Genomic DNA, 19317 nt, shown 5'->3' with positions numbered 1-19317 from the left:
CGGCTGCGCGGTGTCGCAGGCGAGATGCCGGATTTGCGCGTTAAATCAAGTGGTTCGTCCCGCGACGCGGCGTCGCGAGGCGGAGCGTTGCCGGTGCCGTTCCGGCTCCGGTCCAGGGAGTATCCGAGTTCGCATGACCGCGTCGTCCGCAGCCCCCGTATCCGTGTCCGGCCCGTCCGGTCTGCCGAGCGCCAATCCGTTCGAGCGGCTGGCGGAGATGCTCGACGGTCTCGCCCCCGGGGCCGAACCGATCGTCATGACCATCGGCGAGCCGCGCCATGCGCTGCCGGCCTTCACCGGTGACATTCTGGCGCAGACCGTCGCAGATTTTCGTCGCTATCCAAACATTCGCGGGACGGACGAGTTTCGCGCCGCCGTCGGCGACTGGCTCGAGGCGCGCTACAGTCTGGGCGGGGCGCTGGACCGGGCGCGCGGCATTCTGCCGCTCAACGGCTCGCGCGAGGGTCTGAGCTTCGCCGCGCTGGGCGCGCGCGACTATCTGGCGCAAAAGCAAACGACGCGCGCGGCGTCCGCACGGCCCGCCGTGCTCATGCCCAATCCCTTCTATCAGACCTATGCGGCGGCCGCGCATGTCGCCGGCGCCGAGGCGATCTACCTCGACGCGGGCGCCGAGACCGGTTTCCTGCCCGATCTCGCCCGGGTTCCGGAGGCCGTGCTGGCGCGCACCGTCGCGCTTTTCTACGCCTCGCCCGCCAATCCGCAGGGCGCGGTGGCGGATGCGCAAACCTGGGCGCGCGTCATCGGGCTCGCCCGGCGTTACGGCTTCTTCGTCTTCGCAGACGAGTGCTATTCGGAAATCTATCGCGACACGCCGCCGCCGGGCGTTCTGGAAGTCGCGCAGGGGATGGGCGACGGCTTCGCCAATGTCGTGACGCTCAACTCCCTGTCCAAGCGGTCCAATCTCGCCGGCTTGAGGTGCGGTTTTGCCGCCGGCGATCCCGATTTTCTCGCCGCCTGGTCGAAGTTCCGCGGTCTGGCCGCGCCGCAGGTGCCCATGCCGCTGCAGGCGGTGGCGGCCGCCGCCTATCGCGACGAGGCGCATGTGGCGGAAAACCGCCGGCTCTACAACGCGAAATTCGCGGTCGCCGAGGAGATCCTCGCGCCGCTGTTCGGCTCCGTGACGCCTCAGGGCGGCTTCTTTCTCTGGCTCGACGTGGCGCGCTGGGGCGGCGGCGCGGCGGTGGCGCGCAAGCTCTGGGCGGAGGCCGGCGTCAAGGTTCTGCCCGGCGAGGTGCTGGCCGTCGACACCGCGTGCGGCAATCCCGGCGCCGACTTCATTCGCATCGCGCTGGTCGACGATCTGGCGGTGGTGGACACCGCCCTGCGCCGGGTCGCCAGCGTGTTGGGCAGCGTTCCGGGCAGCGATCTGGGAGGGTCATGATCATGCGTCGCGCAGCAGCCGTGCGGTCGGGACGCGCCGCCACGCTCGATCTCGAGGACACGCAGGCGCCGTTCAAGCGGTTCCTGAAGCGCAACATGATCGGCGCCGCCGGGCTGCTGCTGATCGCGCTGTGCGCCGCGCTCGCCTCCGCGCTCGCCACCTGGTCGGCGACCGACCCGAGCCTCAGCCACGCCACGACGGCGCCGGTGCGCAATGCGCTCGGCTGGCCGGGCGCGGTGGTGGCCGATCTCTTCATGCAGGCGATCGGACTGGCCTCGGCGGTGTTCCTGCTGCCGGTGGTGCTGTGGGGCTGGCGCCTGCTCGCGGCGCGGGCGACGCGTATCGCCTGGCGCCGGATCGGGGCCTGGGTCGCGGGAACGCTGCTGGCGGCCGGCGCGCTCGCCGCCCTGCCTGTGCCGTCCGGCTGGCCGCTGCCGACCGGACTCGGCGGCTTTCTGGGCGATTTCGTGCATGTCATTCCGGCCGCCCTGACGGGCGATCTGACCGAAGGCATGGCGATGATCGTCGGCGGTCTCGGTCTCGGTGTGCCGGCGGCCTATCTGATGCTGCGCGCCGGCGGCTGGCTGGCGCGCGATCCCGAGCCGGTGCGCACGCCCCTGCCCGAGCCCTCGCGGCATGCCCGCAGCGTCGGCGCGGTGCCCGACTTCGACGCCGACGACGAGGATGACGACGACGCCGGAGGCCGCTGGCAGGCGATGGCCGGCGCGTTCGCCCATTGGGGTCTTCTGGCGCGCGCGACCGCGCGGCGGATGGTCGGCCGGCGCCGCAGGCCGCAGGCTTATGCGGGGCCCGTCGACCCCGATCTCCAAGACGGGGATGACGATTGGGACGCCGCGTATCCGGAGGTCGTGGAGGAAGACGAGGATCCGGTCGGACGGCGCGGCGGCTTCAGCGCCTTGCGCCAGCGGCTCGCGGATCGGCTGATGCCGCGTGAGGACGACGGCCTCGACGCCTTCTATCCCGGCGAGGACGAGGAGATGGCCGAACCGGACCTGGCGGAGCCGGTCGCGCCACGCGCGCCCGCTCCCGCCGCGAGCCTCGACGACCTGCCGGATCTCGACGAGGCGGACGACGGAGCGATGGCCACACCGTTGCCGAGAAGCATCGCCGGCCCGGCGCGGCGCGAGGAGCCCGTGGCCACCGGCCGGGTGGTGCCGCCGGCCGGCCGTCCGCGACCGGGCAAGCGGGTCGCGGCGGAGGCGCAGCCCTCCTTCCTCAAGGCGCCCGACAGCTACGAATTGCCGCCGCTGCATCTGCTCGCCGAGCCGAAGGCCGGCAGCCGCCAGGCGGCGATCAACACCGACGCGCTGGAACAGAACGCGAGGATTCTCGAAGGCGTGCTGGAGGATTTCGGCGTGCGCGGCGAGATCATCGAGGTGCGCCCCGGTCCCGTGGTCACGCTCTACGAGCTGGAGCCGGCGCCGGGCATCAAGTCGAGCCGCGTGATCGGGCTCGCCGATGACATCGCCCGCTCGATGAGCGCCATTTCCGCGCGTGTCGCCGTGATTCCGGGGAAGAATGCCATCGGCATCGAACTGCCGAACCAGCGCCGCGAAATGGTGTTCCTGCGCGAGCTGCTGGCCGCCAGCGACTACGAGAAGAGCAAGGCCAAGCTCGCGCTGACGCTGGGCAAGACCATCGGCGGCGAGCCGGTGATCGCGGATCTGGCGCGCATGCCGCATCTGCTCGTCGCCGGCACCACCGGCTCGGGCAAGTCGGTGGCGATCAACACGATGATCCTGTCGCTGCTGTACCGGCACGAGCCGGAGCAGTGCAAGCTGATCATGATCGATCCGAAGATGCTGGAACTGTCGATCTACGACGGCATTCCGCATCTGCTGACGCCGGTCGTGACCGATCCGAAGAAGGCCGTCGTCGCGCTCAAGTGGACCGTCCGCGAGATGGAGGACCGCTACAAGAAGATGTCGAAGATGGGCGTGCGCAACATCGACGGCTACAACACCCGCGTGGCGCAGGCGCTGGAAAAGGGCGAGGTCTTCACCCGCACCGTGCAGACCGGCTTCGACCGCGACACCGGCGAACCGATCTACGAGGACGAGGAACTGCCGCTGGAGAAGATGCCCTACATCGTTGTCATCGTCGACGAGATGGCCGACCTGATGATGGTCGCGGGCAAGGACATCGAGGGCGCGATCCAGCGTCTGGCGCAGATGGCGCGCGCCGCCGGCATTCACCTGATCATGGCGACGCAGCGCCCCTCGGTCGACGTGATCACCGGCACGATCAAGGCGAACTTCCCGACCCGCATCTCGTTCCAGGTCACCTCCAAGATCGACAGCCGCACGATCCTCGGCGAACAGGGCGCGGAACAGCTGCTGGGTCAGGGCGACATGCTCTACATGGCCGGCGGCGGGCGCATCCAGCGCGTGCACGGGCCCTTCGTCTCCGACGACGAGGTGGAGGACATCGTCGCGCACCTCAAGCGCCAGGGCACGCCGCAATATCTGGAGGCGGTCACGGAAGAGGACGAGGTCTCAGACAGCCCCTACGACGGGCTTGCCGGCGGCGGCGACGAGAGCAACGATCTTTATGACAAGGCGGTGGCCATCGTGCTGCGCGACAAGAAGGCCTCGACCTCCTACATCCAGCGCCGTCTGTCGATCGGCTACAACCGGGCCGCCTCGATCATCGAGCGGATGGAGCAGGAAGGCCTCGTCGGACCGGCCAATCATGCCGGCAAGCGCGAGATCCTGGTGCAGAACGGGGTCGAGGAGGACTTCTGACGCCCGCCCGCGTCGCAACTTCGCCACAGCCGCCTGCTAGCGCGGGGCAACATCCGATGGCACGATTCGGCGCCGGTGCGCGCCCAGATCACTCGACGGAGCCACACGCATGACCCTTCTCCGCCGCCCCCTCGCCCGCCGCGCGGTGCTGCGCCTCGCGGCGCTTGCCTGCGCCGCCGCGCTGCCGCTCGCCGGGGTCGCCGGCGCACAGGCCGCGACGCTCACCAGCGAGCAGCAGACGACGCTTGCCGAGGTGAACGCCTATTTCAACTCCGTGAAGACCATGCACGGCGACTTCATCCAGTTCGGTCCGAACGGAGAGCGCGCCGAGGGCAAGTTCTACCTCGCCCGGCCGGGCCGCATCCGCTTCTATTACAATCCGCCGTCCAAGGTGGACATCATCGCCGACGGCAAGTCGGTCTCGGTGAAGGACCGCAAGCTCGCCACGCAGGACATCTGGCCGTTGTCGGAAACACCGCTGCGCTTCCTGCTGGCCGAGCAGATCAACCTGCAATCGGACGCCCAGGTCACCGGCGTGTCGGTGGAACCGGATCTCGTCACCGTCGTGCTCGCCGACGACACGACCTTCGGCTCGGGCAAGCTGACGCTGATCTTCGACGCCGAGAGCACCGAACTGAAGCAGTGGACCGTGACGGATGCGCAAGGCTTCGACACTTCGGTCGCGATCTACAACACGACCGTCAACGGTCCGACCAACCCGAAGCTCTTCACCATCGACTACAACGCCAACACCATGCAGCGGCGCGGCAACTGAGGCCGCGCCCATGGCCGCGAGCGAGTTCGGGGACGCGCCCCGCCGGCCGCTTGACGCGCCCCGCCCGCCACTTGATGCGCCCCGCCCGCCCCTGTGGGTTGCTCTCTTCGAGCGGCTGTGCGCGGCGCGGGGCGCGCGGCTGGAGGTGGAGCCCACCTACGGCTACGCCGGCGCGATCGTCGCCGCCGATGGCCGCCGCAGCGTCTTCAAAGGCACCAATTTCGACATCAACCCCGCGGGCGCGGCAGCCCTTGCCCGCGACAAGGACTATGCCGCCCGCTTCCTGAGCGCGGCTGGACTGAATGTGCCGCGCGGCCTGCTGGTGCATGCGCCGCAGCGCATCGCCGCCTTTCACCTGAAGAACCCCGCCATCGCCGCCCGTCTGCCGGACAGCGAGGCCGCCCTAGCCTTTGCGCGCGACGTGGGGTTTCCGCTCTACGTGAAGCCGAACGAGGGCTCGGAGGGGGACGGCGTGGTCAAGGTCGCGGACGCGGCCGCGCTGACCGCCGCCCTGTCGGGGCTCTGTGTGCGTCACGACCGGGTGCTCGTTCAGGAAACGGTCGACGGTGCGGATCTGCGTCTCGTCGTGCTCGACGGCGCGGTCCGGGCGGCCTTTCTGCGGGCACCGCTGACGGTCGTCGGCGACGGGCTCTCGCCCGTTTCGGCCTTGCTGGCGGCCCGGCTGGCGACGTTCTCGGCGGGCGGACACGGCGCGCGCATCGCGGTCGACGATCCGCGCATCCTCGCCCATCTCGCGGCCTCGGGCCGCACGCTCGCCAGCGTCCCGGCCGCCGGCGAAAGGATCGCCTGTCTCGCCAATGCCAATCTGTCGACGGGCGGCACGGCGGAGGACGTCACCGACACCCTGCCGCCGGCGCTCGCCGGTCTCGGCGCGCGGGCGGCGGCCGCGCTGGGCCTCAGGTTCGCCGGCGTGGATCTGCTGGTCGAAGAGCTTTCCGCCGACACCCCGCGCGCGGTTGTGCTGGAGATCAACGCTGGACCGGGCCTGTCCTACATCCACCGTCAGGGCGGCGCCGCGGCCGCGCGCGTCGAGGCGATCTACGCCGATCTGCTGGACGCGATGCTCGCGGGGTAAGTCGCCCGCGCGCGTCGCGCAGGCGACGATCCGGGACCGGGGCGGCACAGGGCTTCACTCTCGCATCGCGGCGACCGTGCCGACAACGCGCGTCTTGCGGCTCTCCGATCCCGCATCTTCGGCTGCGCCTTCGTGCGGGAGGGCGCCGGGACAAGGGCCCGTCCTTGTGACTTCCCCCGCCCCAAAAGAAAAGGCCGGCGCTGGGCCGGCCTTTCCGTCGTCTCGAGGTGTTGCGCGCTTACGCGGCGACGAGGTTCCGGAGCACATAGTGCAGGATGCCGCCGGAGCGCACGTATTCCAGCTCGTCCTCGGTGTCGATGCGGCACAGGACCTCGATGGTCTTCTTGGTGCCGTCGGCGTATTCGACCTCGATGTCGACCATCTGGCGCGGCTTGAGATCGGCGACGCCCTTGATGGTCACCTTCTCGGTGCCGGTGATCTCGTGCGACTGCCAGCTCTCGCCCTCCTTGAAGGTGAAGGGCAGCACGCCCATGCCGACGAGGTTCGAGCGGTGGATACGCTCGAAGGACTGCGCGATGACGGCGCGCACGCCCAGAAGGCGCGTGCCCTTCGCCGCCCAGTCGCGCGACGAGCCGGTGCCGTATTCCTTGCCGGCGAAGATGACGAGCGGAGTGCCCTCGGCCTTGTACTCCATGGCCGCGTCGTAGATCCACTTCTTCTCGCCGTCCTTGACGGTGACGCCGCCTTCCACGCCCGGAACCATCTGGTTCTTGATGCGGATGTTGGCGAAGGTGCCGCGCATCATGACCTCATGGTTGCCGCGCCGCGCGCCGTAGGAGTTGAAGTCCTTCTGCGCGACCTGATGCTCCTGCAGGTAGGTGCCCGCCGGGGCATCCGCCTTGATCGATCCGGCCGGCGAGATGTGGTCGGTCGTGATCGAGTCGAGGAAGAGGCCGAGCACGGCCGCGCTCTCGATATCCTCGAGGGGCTTCGGCTCCATGGTCATGTCTTCGAAGTACGGCGGGTTCTGGACGTAGGTCGACCCGGCCGGCCAGCCGTAGGTCATGCCGCCCTCGACCTTGATCCCCTGCCAGTGCTCATCGCCCTTGAAGACGTCGGAGTAGCGCTCGCGGAACATCTCCTCGGTGATCGAGGTGCGGATCAGGTCGGTGATCTCGGCGTTGGTCGGCCAGATGTCCTTCAGATAGACCGGATTGCCGTCCTTGTCCTCGCCGAGCGGGTCCCTGGTCAGGTCCACATGCAGCGAGCCCGCGAGCGCATAGGCGACGACGAGCGGCGGCGAGGCGAGATAGTTCGCCCGCACGTCCGGATTGACGCGGCCCTCGAAGTTGCGGTTGCCCGAGAGCACCGAACAGGCGACCAGATCGTTGTCGTTGATCGTCTTGGAGATCGCCGGGTCGAGCGGACCGGAGTTGCCGATGCAGGTCGTGCAGCCGTAGCCGGTGAGGTTGAAGCCGAGCGCGTCGAGATCGTCCTGCAGCCCGGCCTTCTCCAGATAGTCGGTGACAACCTGGGAGCCCGGCGCCAGCGAGGTCTTCACCCACGGCTTGACCTTGAGCCCCTTGGCGAGCGCGTTGCGGGCGATGAGGCCGGCGCCGATCAGCACGGAGGGGTTGGAGGTGTTGGTGCAGGAGGTGATCGCGGCGATCACCACGTCGCCGTCGGCGAGGCCGTGGTCGCGGCCGTCGACGTCATAGCGCTGGTGCGGCTTGTCGAGCACGCCGGTGGCGCCCTCGCCCACGAAGCGCGACTCGTCCTTCGACGCGGGCATTGCGCCCGGCGCGATGCCGCCGCCCTTGATCTCGGTCAGCGCCTCGGCGAACTTCGGCGCCGCCTCGCTCAGCGCGACGCGGTCCTGCGGACGCTTCGGGCCGGCCAGCGACGGCACGACGGTGGAGATGTCCAGCTCCAGCGTGTCGGTGAAGGCCGGCTCCTCGTCGCCCGAGCGGAACATGCCCTGCGCCTTGGCATAGGCCTCCACCAGCGCGACGCGCTCCGGATCGCGGCCGGTCGAGGTGAGATAGGCGAGCGTGTCGCCGTCGACGGGGAAGAAGCCGCAGGTCGCGCCGTATTCCGGCGCCATGTTGGCGATCGTCGCCGCGTCCTCGAGGCTGAGGTTGTCGAGGCCGGGGCCGTAGAACTCCACGAACTTGCCGACCACGCCCTTCTGGCGCAGCATTTCCACGACGCGCAGCACCAGGTCGGTGGCGGTGATGCCCTCGTTGAGCTTGCCGGTCAGCTTGAAGCCGACGACCTCGGGGATCAGCATGGAGATCGGCTGGCCGAGCATGGCCGCTTCCGCCTCGATGCCGCCCACGCCCCAGCCGAGCACGGCGAGGCCGTTGACCATCGTCGTATGGCTGTCGGTGCCCACCAGCGTGTCGGGATAGGCGATCGTCTCGCCGTCCTCGTCCTTCGTCCAGACGGTCTGACCGAGGTACTCCAGGTTGACCTGGTGGCAGATGCCGGTTCCCGGCGGCACGGCGCGGAAATTGTCGAAGGCCGACTGGCCCCAGCGCAGGAACTCGTAGCGTTCGCCGTTGCGCTCGTACTCCAGCTCGACGTTCTTGGTGAAGGCGTCCCTGGTGCCGAAATAGTCGATCATCACCGAATGGTCGATGACGAGGTCGACCGGCACCTGCGGGTTGACCTTCTTCGGGTCGCCGCCGAGCTTCACGGCCGCGTCGCGCATTGCCGCAAGGTCGACGACGGCCGGAACGCCGGTGAAGTCCTGCATCAGGACGCGCGCCGGGCGATAGGAAATCTCGTGGCTGGACTTGCGCGTCTTCAGCCATTCGGCGCAGGCGACGATGTCTTCCTTCGTGACGGTGCGGCCATCCTCGAAGCGCAGCAGGTTCTCCAGCACCACCTTGAGCGAGAACGGCAGCTTCGAGACGCCGTCCAGCCCGTTCTTCTCCGCCTCGGGAATGGAGAAATAGGTGTAGGTCTTGTCGCCGACCTGCAGCGTCTTCCTGGCATTGAAACTGTCGAGAGATTTGGTCACGGCTGGCGATCCCCTTCCTGTGTGCGTGCGGGCCCGCGCATGAGGCGGACGCACCCTGAATGCCGGCCCGGCGGGACGGGAGGACCGGGGGCAGACCGCCCGCGAGATCGGGGCGCGTCAGGACCGGGGTCCGCCGGGGAGCGGTCGTCGCGGCGCGAGGTGAGGCGAATGCGACACTTCGGCGCGCGGGTTGGCGCCCGTATACCGAATTTTGCGACGCGGTGCCAGCGACAAGCGACGCGTCCCTCTCGGCAAATAGTCTCGGCAAACGGGCATGCGCCGCGCTCCGGTTTCCGGGCCGGGAACGGGCCCGGAAACCGGAGCGTCCGATCGCGCGTCCGATCGCGCAACTGGCAGGCCCGACCGTCCGGCATCCGTCCCCGGCCCGCGCGACGGCGGGTGCGACGGGCGCATTGTCTCTTGATCCCGTGACCGGGGCCGTGCGATTGGCTTGGAGCGTATCCCGCGTCGCCCGTCCGACCCGCCGACCCCGAGCCCGATCCCTCACGATGCGTCTTCTTGCAGAAAGCCTGGCCTGCGACCGCGGTGGCCGCCGTGTCTTTTCGGATCTGGCCTTCGCGCTCGAGGCCGGCGTCGCGCTGGTGATCACGGGCCCGAACGGCGTCGGCAAGTCCAGCCTGCTGCGAGTGCTCGCCGGGCTGGTCGCGCCGTCGCTCGGCTCCGTGCGGGTCGAGGGCGGCGACGCGGACTATCGCGCCAGCGAGCATTGCCATTACTTCGGTCATCTCGATGCCCTGAAGGCGGCGCTCACCGTGCGCGAGAACCTGGAGTTCTGGGCGCGCTTCTACACGCCGATCGAGCGTTGCGGCGGGCTGGCCCCCGTCTCCGCGCAGACCGCGCTGGAAACGCTGGGGATCGATCACGCGGCCGATCTGCCGGCCGCCTATCTGTCGGCCGGCCAGCGCCGCCGGCTGGCGCTGGCGCGGCTGCTCGTGGTGGCGCGGCCCGTGTGGCTGATGGACGAACCGACCTCCGCCCTCGACGCGGCGTCGGAGGCGCGTCTGTTGGCGCTGATGGCGGAGCATCTTTCGGCCGGCGGGCTGATCGTCGCGGCCACGCACCAGACGCTCACCCTGCCGACAATCGAGACCCTGCGGCTGGAGGCGGCGGCATGACCGGCTGGGTGGGCGCGCTCTTCGTCCGCGAGCTGCGGCTCGCGCTGCGCGTCGGCGGCGGCGCGCTGATCGGCGTCTTGTTCTTTCTCGCGGTCATCACGGTCATCCCCTTCGGCGTCGGCCCGGATCTCAACCTGCTGGCGCTGATCGGGCCGGCGGTGCTGTGGATCGGGGCGCTGCTGGCGACCCTGCTCGGGCTCGACCGCCTGTTTCAGGCCGATCGCGACGACGGGTCGCTCGACCTCATGCTGATGGCCGGACGGCCGCTGGAACTGCTGGTGCTGGTGAAATGCCTGGCGCATTGGGCGGGCACGGGACTGCCGCTGGTGCTCTCGGCGCCAGTTCTGTCGATCTTTCTCAACCTCGAGCCGCTGGCGATCGGCGCGGTGACGCTGACGCTTCTGGTCGGCACGCCGGCGCTGACGCTGATCGGCGCCGTCGGCGCGGCGCTCACGGTCTCGCTGCGCCGGGGCGGACTGCTGCTCGCGGTGCTGGTCGTGCCCTTCTCGATCCCCGTGCTGATCTTCGGCGTCAGCGCCTCGGGCGCGGCGGTCACGGAGCCGACGCCCTTCATGACGCCGTTCCTGTTCCTGTGCGCCCTCACGCTGATCTCGGGCGTCGTGGGGCCGGTGGCCTCGGCCATGGCGCTGCGCTTTTCCAGCGATTGAGGTCGGGGTGTCGGATCGGGGGCCGATTGCCGCGGCGGAGAGGATCCACGCCAAGTTTCAACCCGATGTGATCTCGGTCAAGGCGCGACGTTGCGTTCTCGTCCATTGAAAGCGCTGTACCGCGACATTAGAACTGTTCCATGGCCATCATCGACCTTGCAAATCCGACCCGTTTCCTCACGTTCTCCGGGCGTCTCCTGCCCTGGCTCGTGGGGGCGTGCGTCGTCGCCTTCGCCGTCGGTCTCTATCTGACGTTCTTCGTCGCCCCCGACGACTACCAGCAGGGCGCGACCATCAAGATCATGTATCTGCACGTGCCGGCGGCGTGGCTGGCGATGATGTGCTACTCGATCATGGCGGTGTCCTCGCTCGGCACGCTGATCTGGAAACACCCGCTCGCCGACGTGTCGGCCAAGGCGGCTGCGCCCATCGGGGCCGCCTTCACGCTGATCTCGCTGATCACCGGGTCGCTGTGGGGCAAGCCGATGTGGGGCACCTACTGGGTGTGGGACGCCCGGCTGACCTCGGTGCTGGTGCTGTTCATCATGTATCTCGGCCTGATCGCGCTGTGGCGCACCATCGAGGACCCGATCCGCGCCGGCAAGGCGGCGGCGGTGCTGACGCTGGTGGGTGCGATCAACCTGCCGATCATCAAGTTTTCCGTCGACTGGTGGAACACGCTGCACCAGCCGGCGAGCGTGATCCGCCTCGACGGCCCGACGATCCATGCCTCGATCCTGTGGCCGCTGCTCGTCATGGCGGGCGCTTTCACCCTTCTCTTTCTCATCCTTCACCTGATGGCGATGCGCAACGAGGTCCTGCGGCGGCGGCTGAGGACGCTGCAATTGCAGGCCGCGAGCGCGCGCGTCGGCGTGGCGACCCCGCAGGCGGCCGAATGATCGAGTTCATGATCGAGTTTCTCGACCTGGGGCCCCATTGGGGCTTCATCGTCGCCTGCTACATCGTCACCATCGGCGTGATCGGTGCCTTGTTCGTCTGGATCCGCGCCGATCAGACGTCCTTGCGCAGCCGGCTTGCCACGCTCGAGGCGCAGGGCATCCGGCGGCGCTCGACACAGGGCGCGACATCGGGCGGGGCACACGAGGGGGCAAGACAGGGGGCGCATCGGGGGGCGGCAACCGCAACGGCCAAGGATCCCGACGCATGAGCGACGACACCGCCTCCGCACCTGCCGCGCGCCCGAAACGCCGTCTGCCCCTGGTGGCCCTGCTGCCACTGGTCGTCTTCGGCCTTCTGGCGGCGCTGTTTCTCGTGCAGCTCCTGAGCGGCAAGGACACCTCGCAGGTGCCCTCCGCGCTGATCGGCAAGCCCGCGCCGGAGTTCACGCTGCCGCCGGTGCCCGACCTCCTCGGCGAGGACGGGGCGCCGATGCCGGGCTTCACCCGTGCCGATCTGCTGGGCAAGGTGAGCGTGGTCAACATCTTCGCGTCCTGGTGCGTGCCGTGCCGGCAGGAGCATCCCCTGCTCGAGGCGCTGGCCGACGACGGGCGGGCCGAGATCATCGGCATCAACTACAAGGACAAGCCGGAAAATGCGCGGCGCTTCCTCGGCGCCCTCGGCAATCCTTACGATCGCGTCGGGGCCGACGACCGGGGCCGCGCGGCCATCGACTGGGGCGTCTACGGGGTGCCGGAGACCTTCATCGTCGATGCGGCCGGCACCATCCGTTACAAGTTCATCGGGCCGCTGGCGCCCGAGACCTATCGCGACGTGTTCCTGCCGGAGCTGGAAAAGGTGCTCGCGTCGCCGAACGGCGCGTGACGGGACCGCCCGCGATGCCCGACCGCGCCCTGTCCCCGGACTTCCGCCGCGCGACGCCGGAGGGCGACACGCACGAGCGCGACGTCTGCGACCACTGCGGCTTCATCGCCTATGACAACCCGCGCATCGTCGTCGGCGCCGTGGTCACCCATGCCGGGCGCTATCTGCTCGGCCGGCGGGCGATCGAGCCCCGCTCCGGCCTGTGGACCCTGCCGGCGGGCTATCTGGAACAGCGCGAAACGCCCGAGGACGGCGCCCGGCGCGAGGCGCGCGAGGAGCTCTGCGCCGAGATCGTGCTCGATCGGCTTCTGGCCGTCTACACCATCGAACGTCTGTCGCAGGTCCAGCTCATCTATCGCGCGCGCTTCGACGGCGCCTTCGCCGCCGGCTCGGAGACGCTCGAGGCCGGACTCTTCGCCTGGGACGACATTCCCTGGGACGCCATCGCCTTTCCCTCCGTCCACTGGGCGCTGCATCACGCGCGCGCGCTCGACGCCGGCGAAAGCGGTGCGCCCTTCTCCAATCCGCCCGGCGAGACCGGGGCGATGGCCCGGTGACGCGGGCTCGCTTCCGGCGCGCCTCAAGGCCTCGTGACTGGCCATTGATCGCGCGGCTTCCTATCGTTGCGCTTCCCGCGAAGCGCGATGAGGCGCATCGCGGTCCTGCGCTCCCGCAGCCGGAGACGATCCGCGAGATGGTCATGGGATTTTCGCTTGTGTCTTTGGTGCGTGGCGGTCGGGCGCTGACGCTCCTTGCCGGTCTGGTGCCCGTACTGGTGTCGGTTGTGGTGCCGGGTGTGGCGTCGGGGCCGGCGCAGGCCGGCGACCGCCCGCGGGGCGTGGTCGAACTCTTCACCAGCCAGGGCTGCTCTTCCTGTCCGCCGGCCGACCGTCTGATGCAGAAGCTCGCCGAACGCGACGATCTCGTCGCCCTCACCTTTCCGGTGGATTACTGGGACTATCTCGGCTGGCAGGACACGCTCGCCCTGCCGGCGCACAGCGCCCGCCAGCGCGATTATGCCGAGGCCCGCGGCGACCGCGAGGTCTATACCCCGCAGATCGTCGTCAACGGCCACCGGCATCTGGTCGGCAGCGATCATGGCGCGCTGGAGCGGGCGTTGTCCGCCCTGCCCGCCCTGCCTGTCCAGGTCACGCTCGAGCCGCATTCGGACGTGCTGGAAATCCGGGTGTCGGGCGCCTTGCCGGCGGAGGTGGCACGCGCGCCCGGAGCGATGGCGACGGTCGTCTTCGCGTTTGTCTCCGATCCGGTCGCGGTGAACATCGGGCGCGGGGAAAACCGGGGACGGGAAATCGTCTATTCCAACGTGGTCCTGGGCCTGCGGGCGGTGGGCATGTGGGACGGCGGCACGGCGACCTACCGGCTGCCGATGAGCGAACTGAGGAAGATGCGCGCCGGACGCTGCGCCGTGCTCGTGCAGATGGAGCGCGACGGCCGTCCCGGCATCATTCTCGGCGCGGGCATGCTTTAGCCGGCGTCGGAAAGGCGAGACCCGCGCGGATCGACGGGCTGGTCCGAATGCCGGTCTGCGGGTTTGTCAGCGGCGGAAAAACCGGCTAGGGCTTGGCCGCCGCACCGGGTGCGATCCGCTCGCGACCCCGGGCACAGACACCTGGACCGTATCCGCACAGGCCGCCCGCATGATCCTTCGTTTGCGTATCGCCTTGGCGAGCATCGCCGTCGGTTGTGCCGTGCTCGGCCTGAAGCTGGTCGCCTATTGGTGGACCGGGTCGGTCGCGCTCTATTCCGATGCGCTGGAGTCCGTCGTCAACGTCGCCTCGGCGGTCGCGGCCTTTCTGGCCGTATGGTTCGCCGCGAAACCGGCCGACAGCAATCACCCTTACGGGCATCACAAGGCGGAGTATTTCGCCGCGGTCTTCGTCGGCGTGATGATCGTGCTCGCCGCGTTGTCGATCGCGCGGGAGGCGGTGCTCGCCTATCTCGATCCGCAGCCGGTGGTGTTCACGGCGCAGGCGCTCGGCGTCAATGCGCTGGCAAGCCTGATCAACGGCGTCTGGGCCTTCGTCCTGATCCGGGTCGGGCGAAGCCATCGCTCGAAGGCGCTGGAGGCCGACGGCAAGCATCTCGTCACGGACGTGCTGTCGTCGGCGGGCGTGCTGATCGGCGTCGGTCTGGTGTGGGGCACCGGCATTCAGGCGCTCGATTCGCTGCTTGCGGGGATCGTCGCGCTCAACATCCTGTGGTCGGGCTGGATATTGATGAAGGAATCGGTGGGCGGACTGATGGACGAGGCGGTGCCGCCGGCCATGCAGGACAAGATCCGCGACGCCATCTCGGCGGCCGGCGCCGGGGCGCTGGAGGCGCACGACCTCCGGACGCGGTCGGCCGGCCATGTGATCTTCATCGATTTCCATTTGGTGGTGCCCGGCGACATGACCGTGGAGCGCGCGCACGAGATTTGCGACCGGATCGAGGTGGGGATCGCCGAGGGCGTGCCCGGCGCGCGCACCACGATCCACGTGGAACCGGAGCACAAGGCCAAGCACAGCGGCATCGTCGTCGTGTGAGCGCCGAGGCGGTGTGAGCGGCGCGTTAGCCCCGCGAGGCATCCCGCATCAGCCGGTCGAGGGTGTCGAACAGCACCGCCGGGGCGACCGGCTTGTCGAGCACCGCATCGAAACCGGCCCGCTCGAGCACGCGCGAGCCGGGCAGCAGCGCCGCGGTGATGCCGATCACCGGCAGATGGGCGTCAGTGCCCGACCGTTTCCGGATTTCCGAAACCGTTTCGACGCCGTCCATCCCCGGCATGTTGATGTCGAGCAGAACGGCATCGACGGGGTGCGCTTTCAGTAAGGTTAGCGCCGCGTGGCCGCCTTCGGCGAGCACGACCTCGAGCCCGAAGGCCTCCAGCATCGCCTGCATCATCTGCCTGTTGGCCGCATTGTCGTCCACCACGAGGACGCGGCGCAGCGGCAGGGGGCCGATGTTGCTGCCCTGCGTTTCGACCGAGGCCGGCGCCGGAGCGGTCAGCGGAAGCCGCAGGCCGAAGGTCGTTCCGGCGGCGGAACTGTCGAGAAGATCGAGCCGGCCGCCGGCCGATGTGGCCAGTCGCGCCGCGCTCCACAGGCCGAGCCCGCTGCCGCTTGCCGTGCTCCGGGCCCGGCTGCCGCGCCGGCGCGGGCGAAACAGGTCCACCCGCTCGTCCTCGGGAATGCCGATCCCGGTGTCCGTCAGATCGAGCACCAGCATGGGCCGGGCCCCGCCGCGTTCGACGTCGGCGGTCACCTGCACCGAGCCTTCGCCGGTGTATTTGAGCGCATTGTCGAGCAGCACCGAAAGGATGCGCCGCAGCGTCAGCGGATCGCCGAGAGCGTAGCTTTCCAGATCCGGCGACAGGCGCGCCGTCAGGTTGAGCCCGCGCGCTCGCGCGTCCGCCATGAAGAGATCGACGGTGGCCTCGATTTCCTCGCCCGCGTTGCCGGGTTCGATGGCCCGCGCCGGACCGTCGGGCGCATCGAGAAAGCCCTGGGTCATCGACAGCAGCGCATCGATCGCCAGTTCCAGCGTGTGCAGCGCCCGGGCCTGCCGGTCGTTGAGCGGGTCGAGGCCGATCACCTCGCTCGCCGTCTTCATCGCCGACAGCGGGGTGCGCAGATCGTGCAGCAGTGCCGCGAGGCGCGCGTCATGGGTCTCCCCCGGCTCGGGGCGCCCCGCCGGCGTGCAGTCGCGGTCCTCTGTGTCCGGCATTGCGTCCTCGCGTCCTGACGGTCGATGACGCCGACCCCTCGATGCCGTGTGGGAGGGGCAGCGTCGAGAAGGCCGGGTCGGGCGCCGATTCGCGCCTGCGTCACCCCTGCGGCCGACTTTGACAGCGCCGTCCACCGAAACCAAGCACAACCCAACACGGCAGAGGCCCACCAGGGACAAGGCACGGCCGGCGCCCTTTTCTGGCCTGATGCAGCGCGGGGCCGTCCTGACGCAGCGCGGGCTTGTCGTCGGGGCGTGCGCGTGCGAAAGAGCGCGCATGGTCGATCAGATCCTCACCATCGTCCTGCCGGTCTTCGCGCTCATCGGGATCGGCTATGTCTCGGCGCGCTCGGGCCTGCTCAAGGCGGAGATCGGCGACGCGCTCGGGCAATTCGTCTTCGTGATCGCCATTCCGGTGCTGATCTTCCGCACCCTCGCCACGAGCTCGCTCGGCGGCGTCTCCCCCTGGGGCTTCTGGATCGCGTATTTCACCGGCGTCGCCGTGACCTGGGCCATCGGCACGGTGATCGTGCGGCGCGGCTTCGGGCGCGAGGCGCGCGCCGGCGTGATCGCCGGCATCAGCGCGGGCTTCGCGAATACCGTTCTGGTCGGCATTCCGCTGATCACGGCGATCTACGGCGAGGCGGGGCTGGTGCCGCTCTTCGTGCTGATCTCGATCCATCTGCCGGTGATGACCATCGTCTGCGCCGTTCTGATGGAACGCGCCGCCGTGATCGACGGAACCCATGCGCCCAAGCCGCTGGGCGCGCTTTTGCGCGATGTCGGTCGCAATCTGCTCACCAATCCGATCGTCATCGGCATTCTCGCCGGCGGCGCCTGGCGCATCGCCGGACTGCCGCTCGACGGCATCGTCTCGGACGTGCTCGGCCGCATCGCCGGGGCGGCCGTTCCGGTGGCGCTGTTCTCGCTCGGCATGAGCATGGTCGCCTATGGCATTCGCGGCAATCTCGCGCCGGGGCTGCTGCTCAGCCTGCTCAAGGTCGCCGTGATGCCGGCGGTGGTCTACGTGATGGCGGCGCATGTGGTGAACCTGCCGCCGCTGTGGGTGGCGGTGGCGACGCTGACGGCCGCCTGCCCGACCGGCATCAACGCGTTTCTCTTCGCCAATCGCTACGGCACCGGCCATGCCATGTCGGCCAATTCGATCACGCTGACGACCGGCGCGGCCGTGGTGACCACGGGGCTGTGGATGGCCTTTCTGGGATTGGCGTAAGCCGGCTTCGGAAATGCCTTAAAGCCCCACCCGGGCCCGCACATCCTCCGGCGTCCAGCCGTCGGACCGCAGGGCCGCCAGCGCGGTGTCGCCGTCGGACTTGGAGAGCTTGCGCCCGTTCGCGTCGAGGATCAGCGCATGGTGATGATAGACGGGCGCCGGCAGGTCGAGCAGCACCTGCAGCAGGCGGTGCACGGCCGTCGCGGCGTAGAGATCGCGTCCGCGCATCACATGCGTGATCCCTTGCGCGGCATCGTCGACCACCACCGACAGATGATAGCTCGTCGGGATCTCCTTGCGCGCCAGCACCACATCGCCCCAGCGGGCCGGCTCGGCGGCAATGCGGTCGCGCGTGCCCCCTCCCTCCTCGATCCAGTCGAGCGGCTGCGCGATCTTCGCCAGTGCCCGCGTCATGTCCAGACGCAAGGCATGGGGCGCATTGTCAGCGGCCCGCCGGGCGATCTCGTCCGGTGTCAGAACGGCGGAATCGCCGGGGTAGAGCGGCGCTCCGTCGGGGTCGCGTGGCCAGGGCCGGCCGGTTCGCGCTTCGGTCCGGGCGACCGCGTCCCGGATTTCCCTACGCGTCAGATAGGCGCGGTAGACGAGCCCCATCGCTTCCAGCCGCGCGAGCGGGGGGGCGTAGTCGGCAAAATGCTCCGACTGGCGCCGCACGGGGTGCTCCCAGTCGAGACCGAGCCAGGCGAGGTCCTCGAGCACCCCCGCTTCGAGGTCGGCCGTGCAGCGGGTCGTGTCGATGTCTTCCATGCGCAGAAGGAAGCGCCCGCCCCGGGCGCGGGCCGTGTCGTGGTTGATCAGCGCCGAATAGGCATGGCCGAGGTGCAGCCGGCCGTTGGGCGACGGTGCGAAGCGCAGGACGGGGACGGTCATAGAGGCGAGATGCCCCGGTTTCCCGCCAAGGTCAATCAAGGGATCGTGGCGACCGACCGGGGGCTCTCCGGCGCCGGCCGCGAAACCGCTGGCGCGCGCGGGCGTCTTCGCTAGGCTGCCGAAGCGCGCGCGCCGACATTCCCGAGAGGAAAGACGCTTGATGGTGCTGACAGCGATCGAAACCGATGCCGACCTTGAGGTCGGCCTTGCGGCCTTGCTGCGCGTCGATCCCGGCTTGCGGGCGGTGGCGGCGCGCGCCGGGCCCCTGCCGCTTCGCCGGTCTCCGCCGACGCTCGCCGGCCTTGCCCGAATCGTGACGGCGCAGCAGGTGTCGGTGGCCAGTGCCGCGGCGATCTTCGCGCGGCTGGAGGCGCTGGTCGATCCGTTCGAGGCGGCAACGCTCTCGGCCCTGAGCGACGAGGACCTCGGGCGCGCCGGGCTGTCGCGGGCGAAGATCGCGAGCCTGCGCGCGGTCTACGACGCGCTGGAGAGCGGGCTCGATCTGGCGGCGCTTGCCCGCGCGCCGGCTGAAGAAGCGCATCGCCGGCTGGTCGCCTTGCGCGGGATCGGGCCGTGGACGGCGGATGTGTTCCTGTTGTTTTGCGCCGGGCATCCCGACATCTTTCCCGCTGGCGACCTGGCGTTGCGCGAGGCGGTGCGGCTGATCGACGGGAGTACGTCGCGCCCGGATGTCGCCGCTACGCGGGCCCGCGCGCAGGCCTGGGCGCCCTGTCGCGGCATTGCGGCGCGGCTTCTGTGGGCGCACTATCGCGCCGAGACCGGGCGCGGCGCGGCCGTGCCGGTCTGAGACCCGAGCCCGCGCACTACACGCAACGATACCGCCGCGAAGCACGCAACG

At 69.5% G+C, this 19317-nt stretch carries 17 protein-coding genes; 14 read left to right on the top strand and 3 right to left on the bottom strand.

The genetic code is table 11. The features are described from left to right. Positions 1 to 133: 133 nt before the first annotated feature. From ABL312_RS17700 to ABL312_RS17685, 4 genes are all read left to right on the top strand, one after another. On the top strand, positions 134 to 1402 hold the full coding sequence (locus ABL312_RS17700; RefSeq protein WP_349358726.1) for an aminotransferase class I/II-fold pyridoxal phosphate-dependent enzyme: 1269 nt from the start codon (positions 134 to 136) through the stop codon (positions 1400 to 1402). 2 nt (positions 1403 to 1404) lie between these two features. Next, complete coding sequence (locus tag ABL312_RS17695; RefSeq protein WP_349358725.1) at positions 1405 to 4167, top strand: DNA translocase FtsK; 2763 nt, start codon at positions 1405 to 1407, stop codon at positions 4165 to 4167. A 109-nt stretch (positions 4168 to 4276) separates the two neighbouring features. After that, positions 4277 to 4942: an outer-membrane lipoprotein carrier protein LolA gene (locus ABL312_RS17690; RefSeq protein WP_349358724.1), complete on the top strand. Its 666-nt coding sequence runs from the start codon at positions 4277 to 4279 to the stop codon at positions 4940 to 4942. A 10-nt stretch (positions 4943 to 4952) separates the two neighbouring features. Next, a complete protein-coding gene (locus ABL312_RS17685) occupies positions 4953 to 6038 on the top strand; it encodes an ATP-dependent carboxylate-amine ligase (protein ID WP_349358723.1) in 1086 nt (361 codons plus the stop codon). A 238-nt stretch (positions 6039 to 6276) separates the two neighbouring features. Here the strand turns inward: ABL312_RS17685 and acnA are convergent, their stop codons facing one another. Then, positions 6277 to 9024 carry an aconitate hydratase AcnA gene (gene acnA / locus ABL312_RS17680; RefSeq protein WP_349358721.1) on the bottom strand — a complete coding sequence of 916 codons (2748 nt, stop codon included), beginning with the start codon at positions 9022 to 9024 and terminating at the stop codon, positions 6277 to 6279. A gap of 509 nt (positions 9025 to 9533) precedes the next feature. Here acnA and ccmA point away from each other — a divergent pair. The 8 genes from ccmA to ABL312_RS17640 all read left to right on the top strand — a co-directional run bounded on the left by ccmA (position 9534) and on the right by ABL312_RS17640 (position 15156). Continuing rightward, positions 9534 to 10160: a heme ABC exporter ATP-binding protein CcmA gene (ccmA, locus tag ABL312_RS17675; protein WP_349358720.1), complete on the top strand. Its 627-nt coding sequence runs from the start codon at positions 9534 to 9536 to the stop codon at positions 10158 to 10160. A gap of 8 nt (positions 10161 to 10168) precedes the next feature. Continuing rightward, positions 10169 to 10828, top strand: coding sequence for a heme exporter protein CcmB (gene ccmB / locus ABL312_RS17670; protein ID WP_349361447.1), 660 nt, complete (start codon positions 10169 to 10171; stop codon positions 10826 to 10828). Between the two features lie 140 nt (positions 10829 to 10968). Then, positions 10969 to 11727, top strand: coding sequence for a heme ABC transporter permease (locus ABL312_RS17665; protein ID WP_349358719.1), 759 nt, complete (start codon positions 10969 to 10971; stop codon positions 11725 to 11727). Next, complete coding sequence (gene ccmD / locus ABL312_RS17660; RefSeq protein ID WP_349358718.1) at positions 11724 to 11996, top strand: heme exporter protein CcmD; 273 nt, start codon at positions 11724 to 11726, stop codon at positions 11994 to 11996. The genes ABL312_RS17665 and ccmD overlap by 4 nt, the downstream gene beginning before the upstream one ends. Then, on the top strand, positions 11993 to 12610 hold the full coding sequence (locus ABL312_RS17655) for a DsbE family thiol:disulfide interchange protein (protein ID WP_349358717.1): 618 nt from the start codon (positions 11993 to 11995) through the stop codon (positions 12608 to 12610). Before ccmD ends, ABL312_RS17655 begins: the two co-directional genes overlap by 4 nt. 14 nt (positions 12611 to 12624) lie before the next feature. After that, entirely contained in the window at positions 12625 to 13167 is a 543-nt protein-coding gene (locus ABL312_RS17650; RefSeq protein WP_349358716.1) for an NUDIX hydrolase, read from the top strand. Positions 13168 to 13310: 143 nt separating this feature from the next. Continuing rightward, complete coding sequence (locus ABL312_RS17645; protein WP_349358715.1) at positions 13311 to 14099, top strand: DUF1223 domain-containing protein; 789 nt, start codon at positions 13311 to 13313, stop codon at positions 14097 to 14099. Positions 14100 to 14268: 169 nt separating this feature from the next. Further along, positions 14269 to 15156: a cation diffusion facilitator family transporter gene (locus ABL312_RS17640; protein ID WP_349358714.1), complete on the top strand. Its 888-nt coding sequence runs from the start codon at positions 14269 to 14271 to the stop codon at positions 15154 to 15156. Positions 15157 to 15181: 25 nt separating this feature from the next. Here ABL312_RS17640 and ABL312_RS17635 read toward each other — a convergent pair whose 3' ends face one another. After that, positions 15182 to 16336: a response regulator gene (locus ABL312_RS17635; protein WP_349358713.1), complete on the bottom strand. Its 1155-nt coding sequence runs from the start codon at positions 16334 to 16336 to the stop codon at positions 15182 to 15184. Positions 16337 to 16613: 277 nt separating this feature from the next. Here ABL312_RS17635 and ABL312_RS17630 point away from each other — a divergent pair, with 277 nt between their 5' ends. Continuing rightward, positions 16614 to 17570 carry an AEC family transporter gene (locus ABL312_RS17630; protein WP_349358712.1) on the top strand — a complete coding sequence of 319 codons (957 nt, stop codon included), beginning with the start codon at positions 16614 to 16616 and terminating at the stop codon, positions 17568 to 17570. 18 nt (positions 17571 to 17588) lie between these two features. Here the strand turns inward: ABL312_RS17630 and gluQRS are convergent, their stop codons facing one another. Further along, positions 17589 to 18458, bottom strand: coding sequence for a tRNA glutamyl-Q(34) synthetase GluQRS (gene gluQRS, locus ABL312_RS17625; protein ID WP_349358711.1), 870 nt, complete (start codon positions 18456 to 18458; stop codon positions 17589 to 17591). Between the two features lie 160 nt (positions 18459 to 18618). Here gluQRS and ABL312_RS17620 point away from each other — a divergent pair, with 160 nt between their 5' ends. Next, positions 18619 to 19266: a DNA-3-methyladenine glycosylase 2 family protein gene (locus ABL312_RS17620; protein ID WP_349358710.1), complete on the top strand. Its 648-nt coding sequence runs from the start codon at positions 18619 to 18621 to the stop codon at positions 19264 to 19266. Positions 19267 to 19317 lie beyond the last annotated feature (51 nt).

It is taken from the genome of Stappia sp. (assembly GCF_040110915.1).
Classification (GTDB): domain Bacteria; phylum Pseudomonadota; class Alphaproteobacteria; order Rhizobiales; family Stappiaceae; genus Stappia.
The sequence above is the reverse complement of the archived record's forward strand: the minus strand, read 5'-3'. Positions and strand labels throughout refer to the sequence as shown.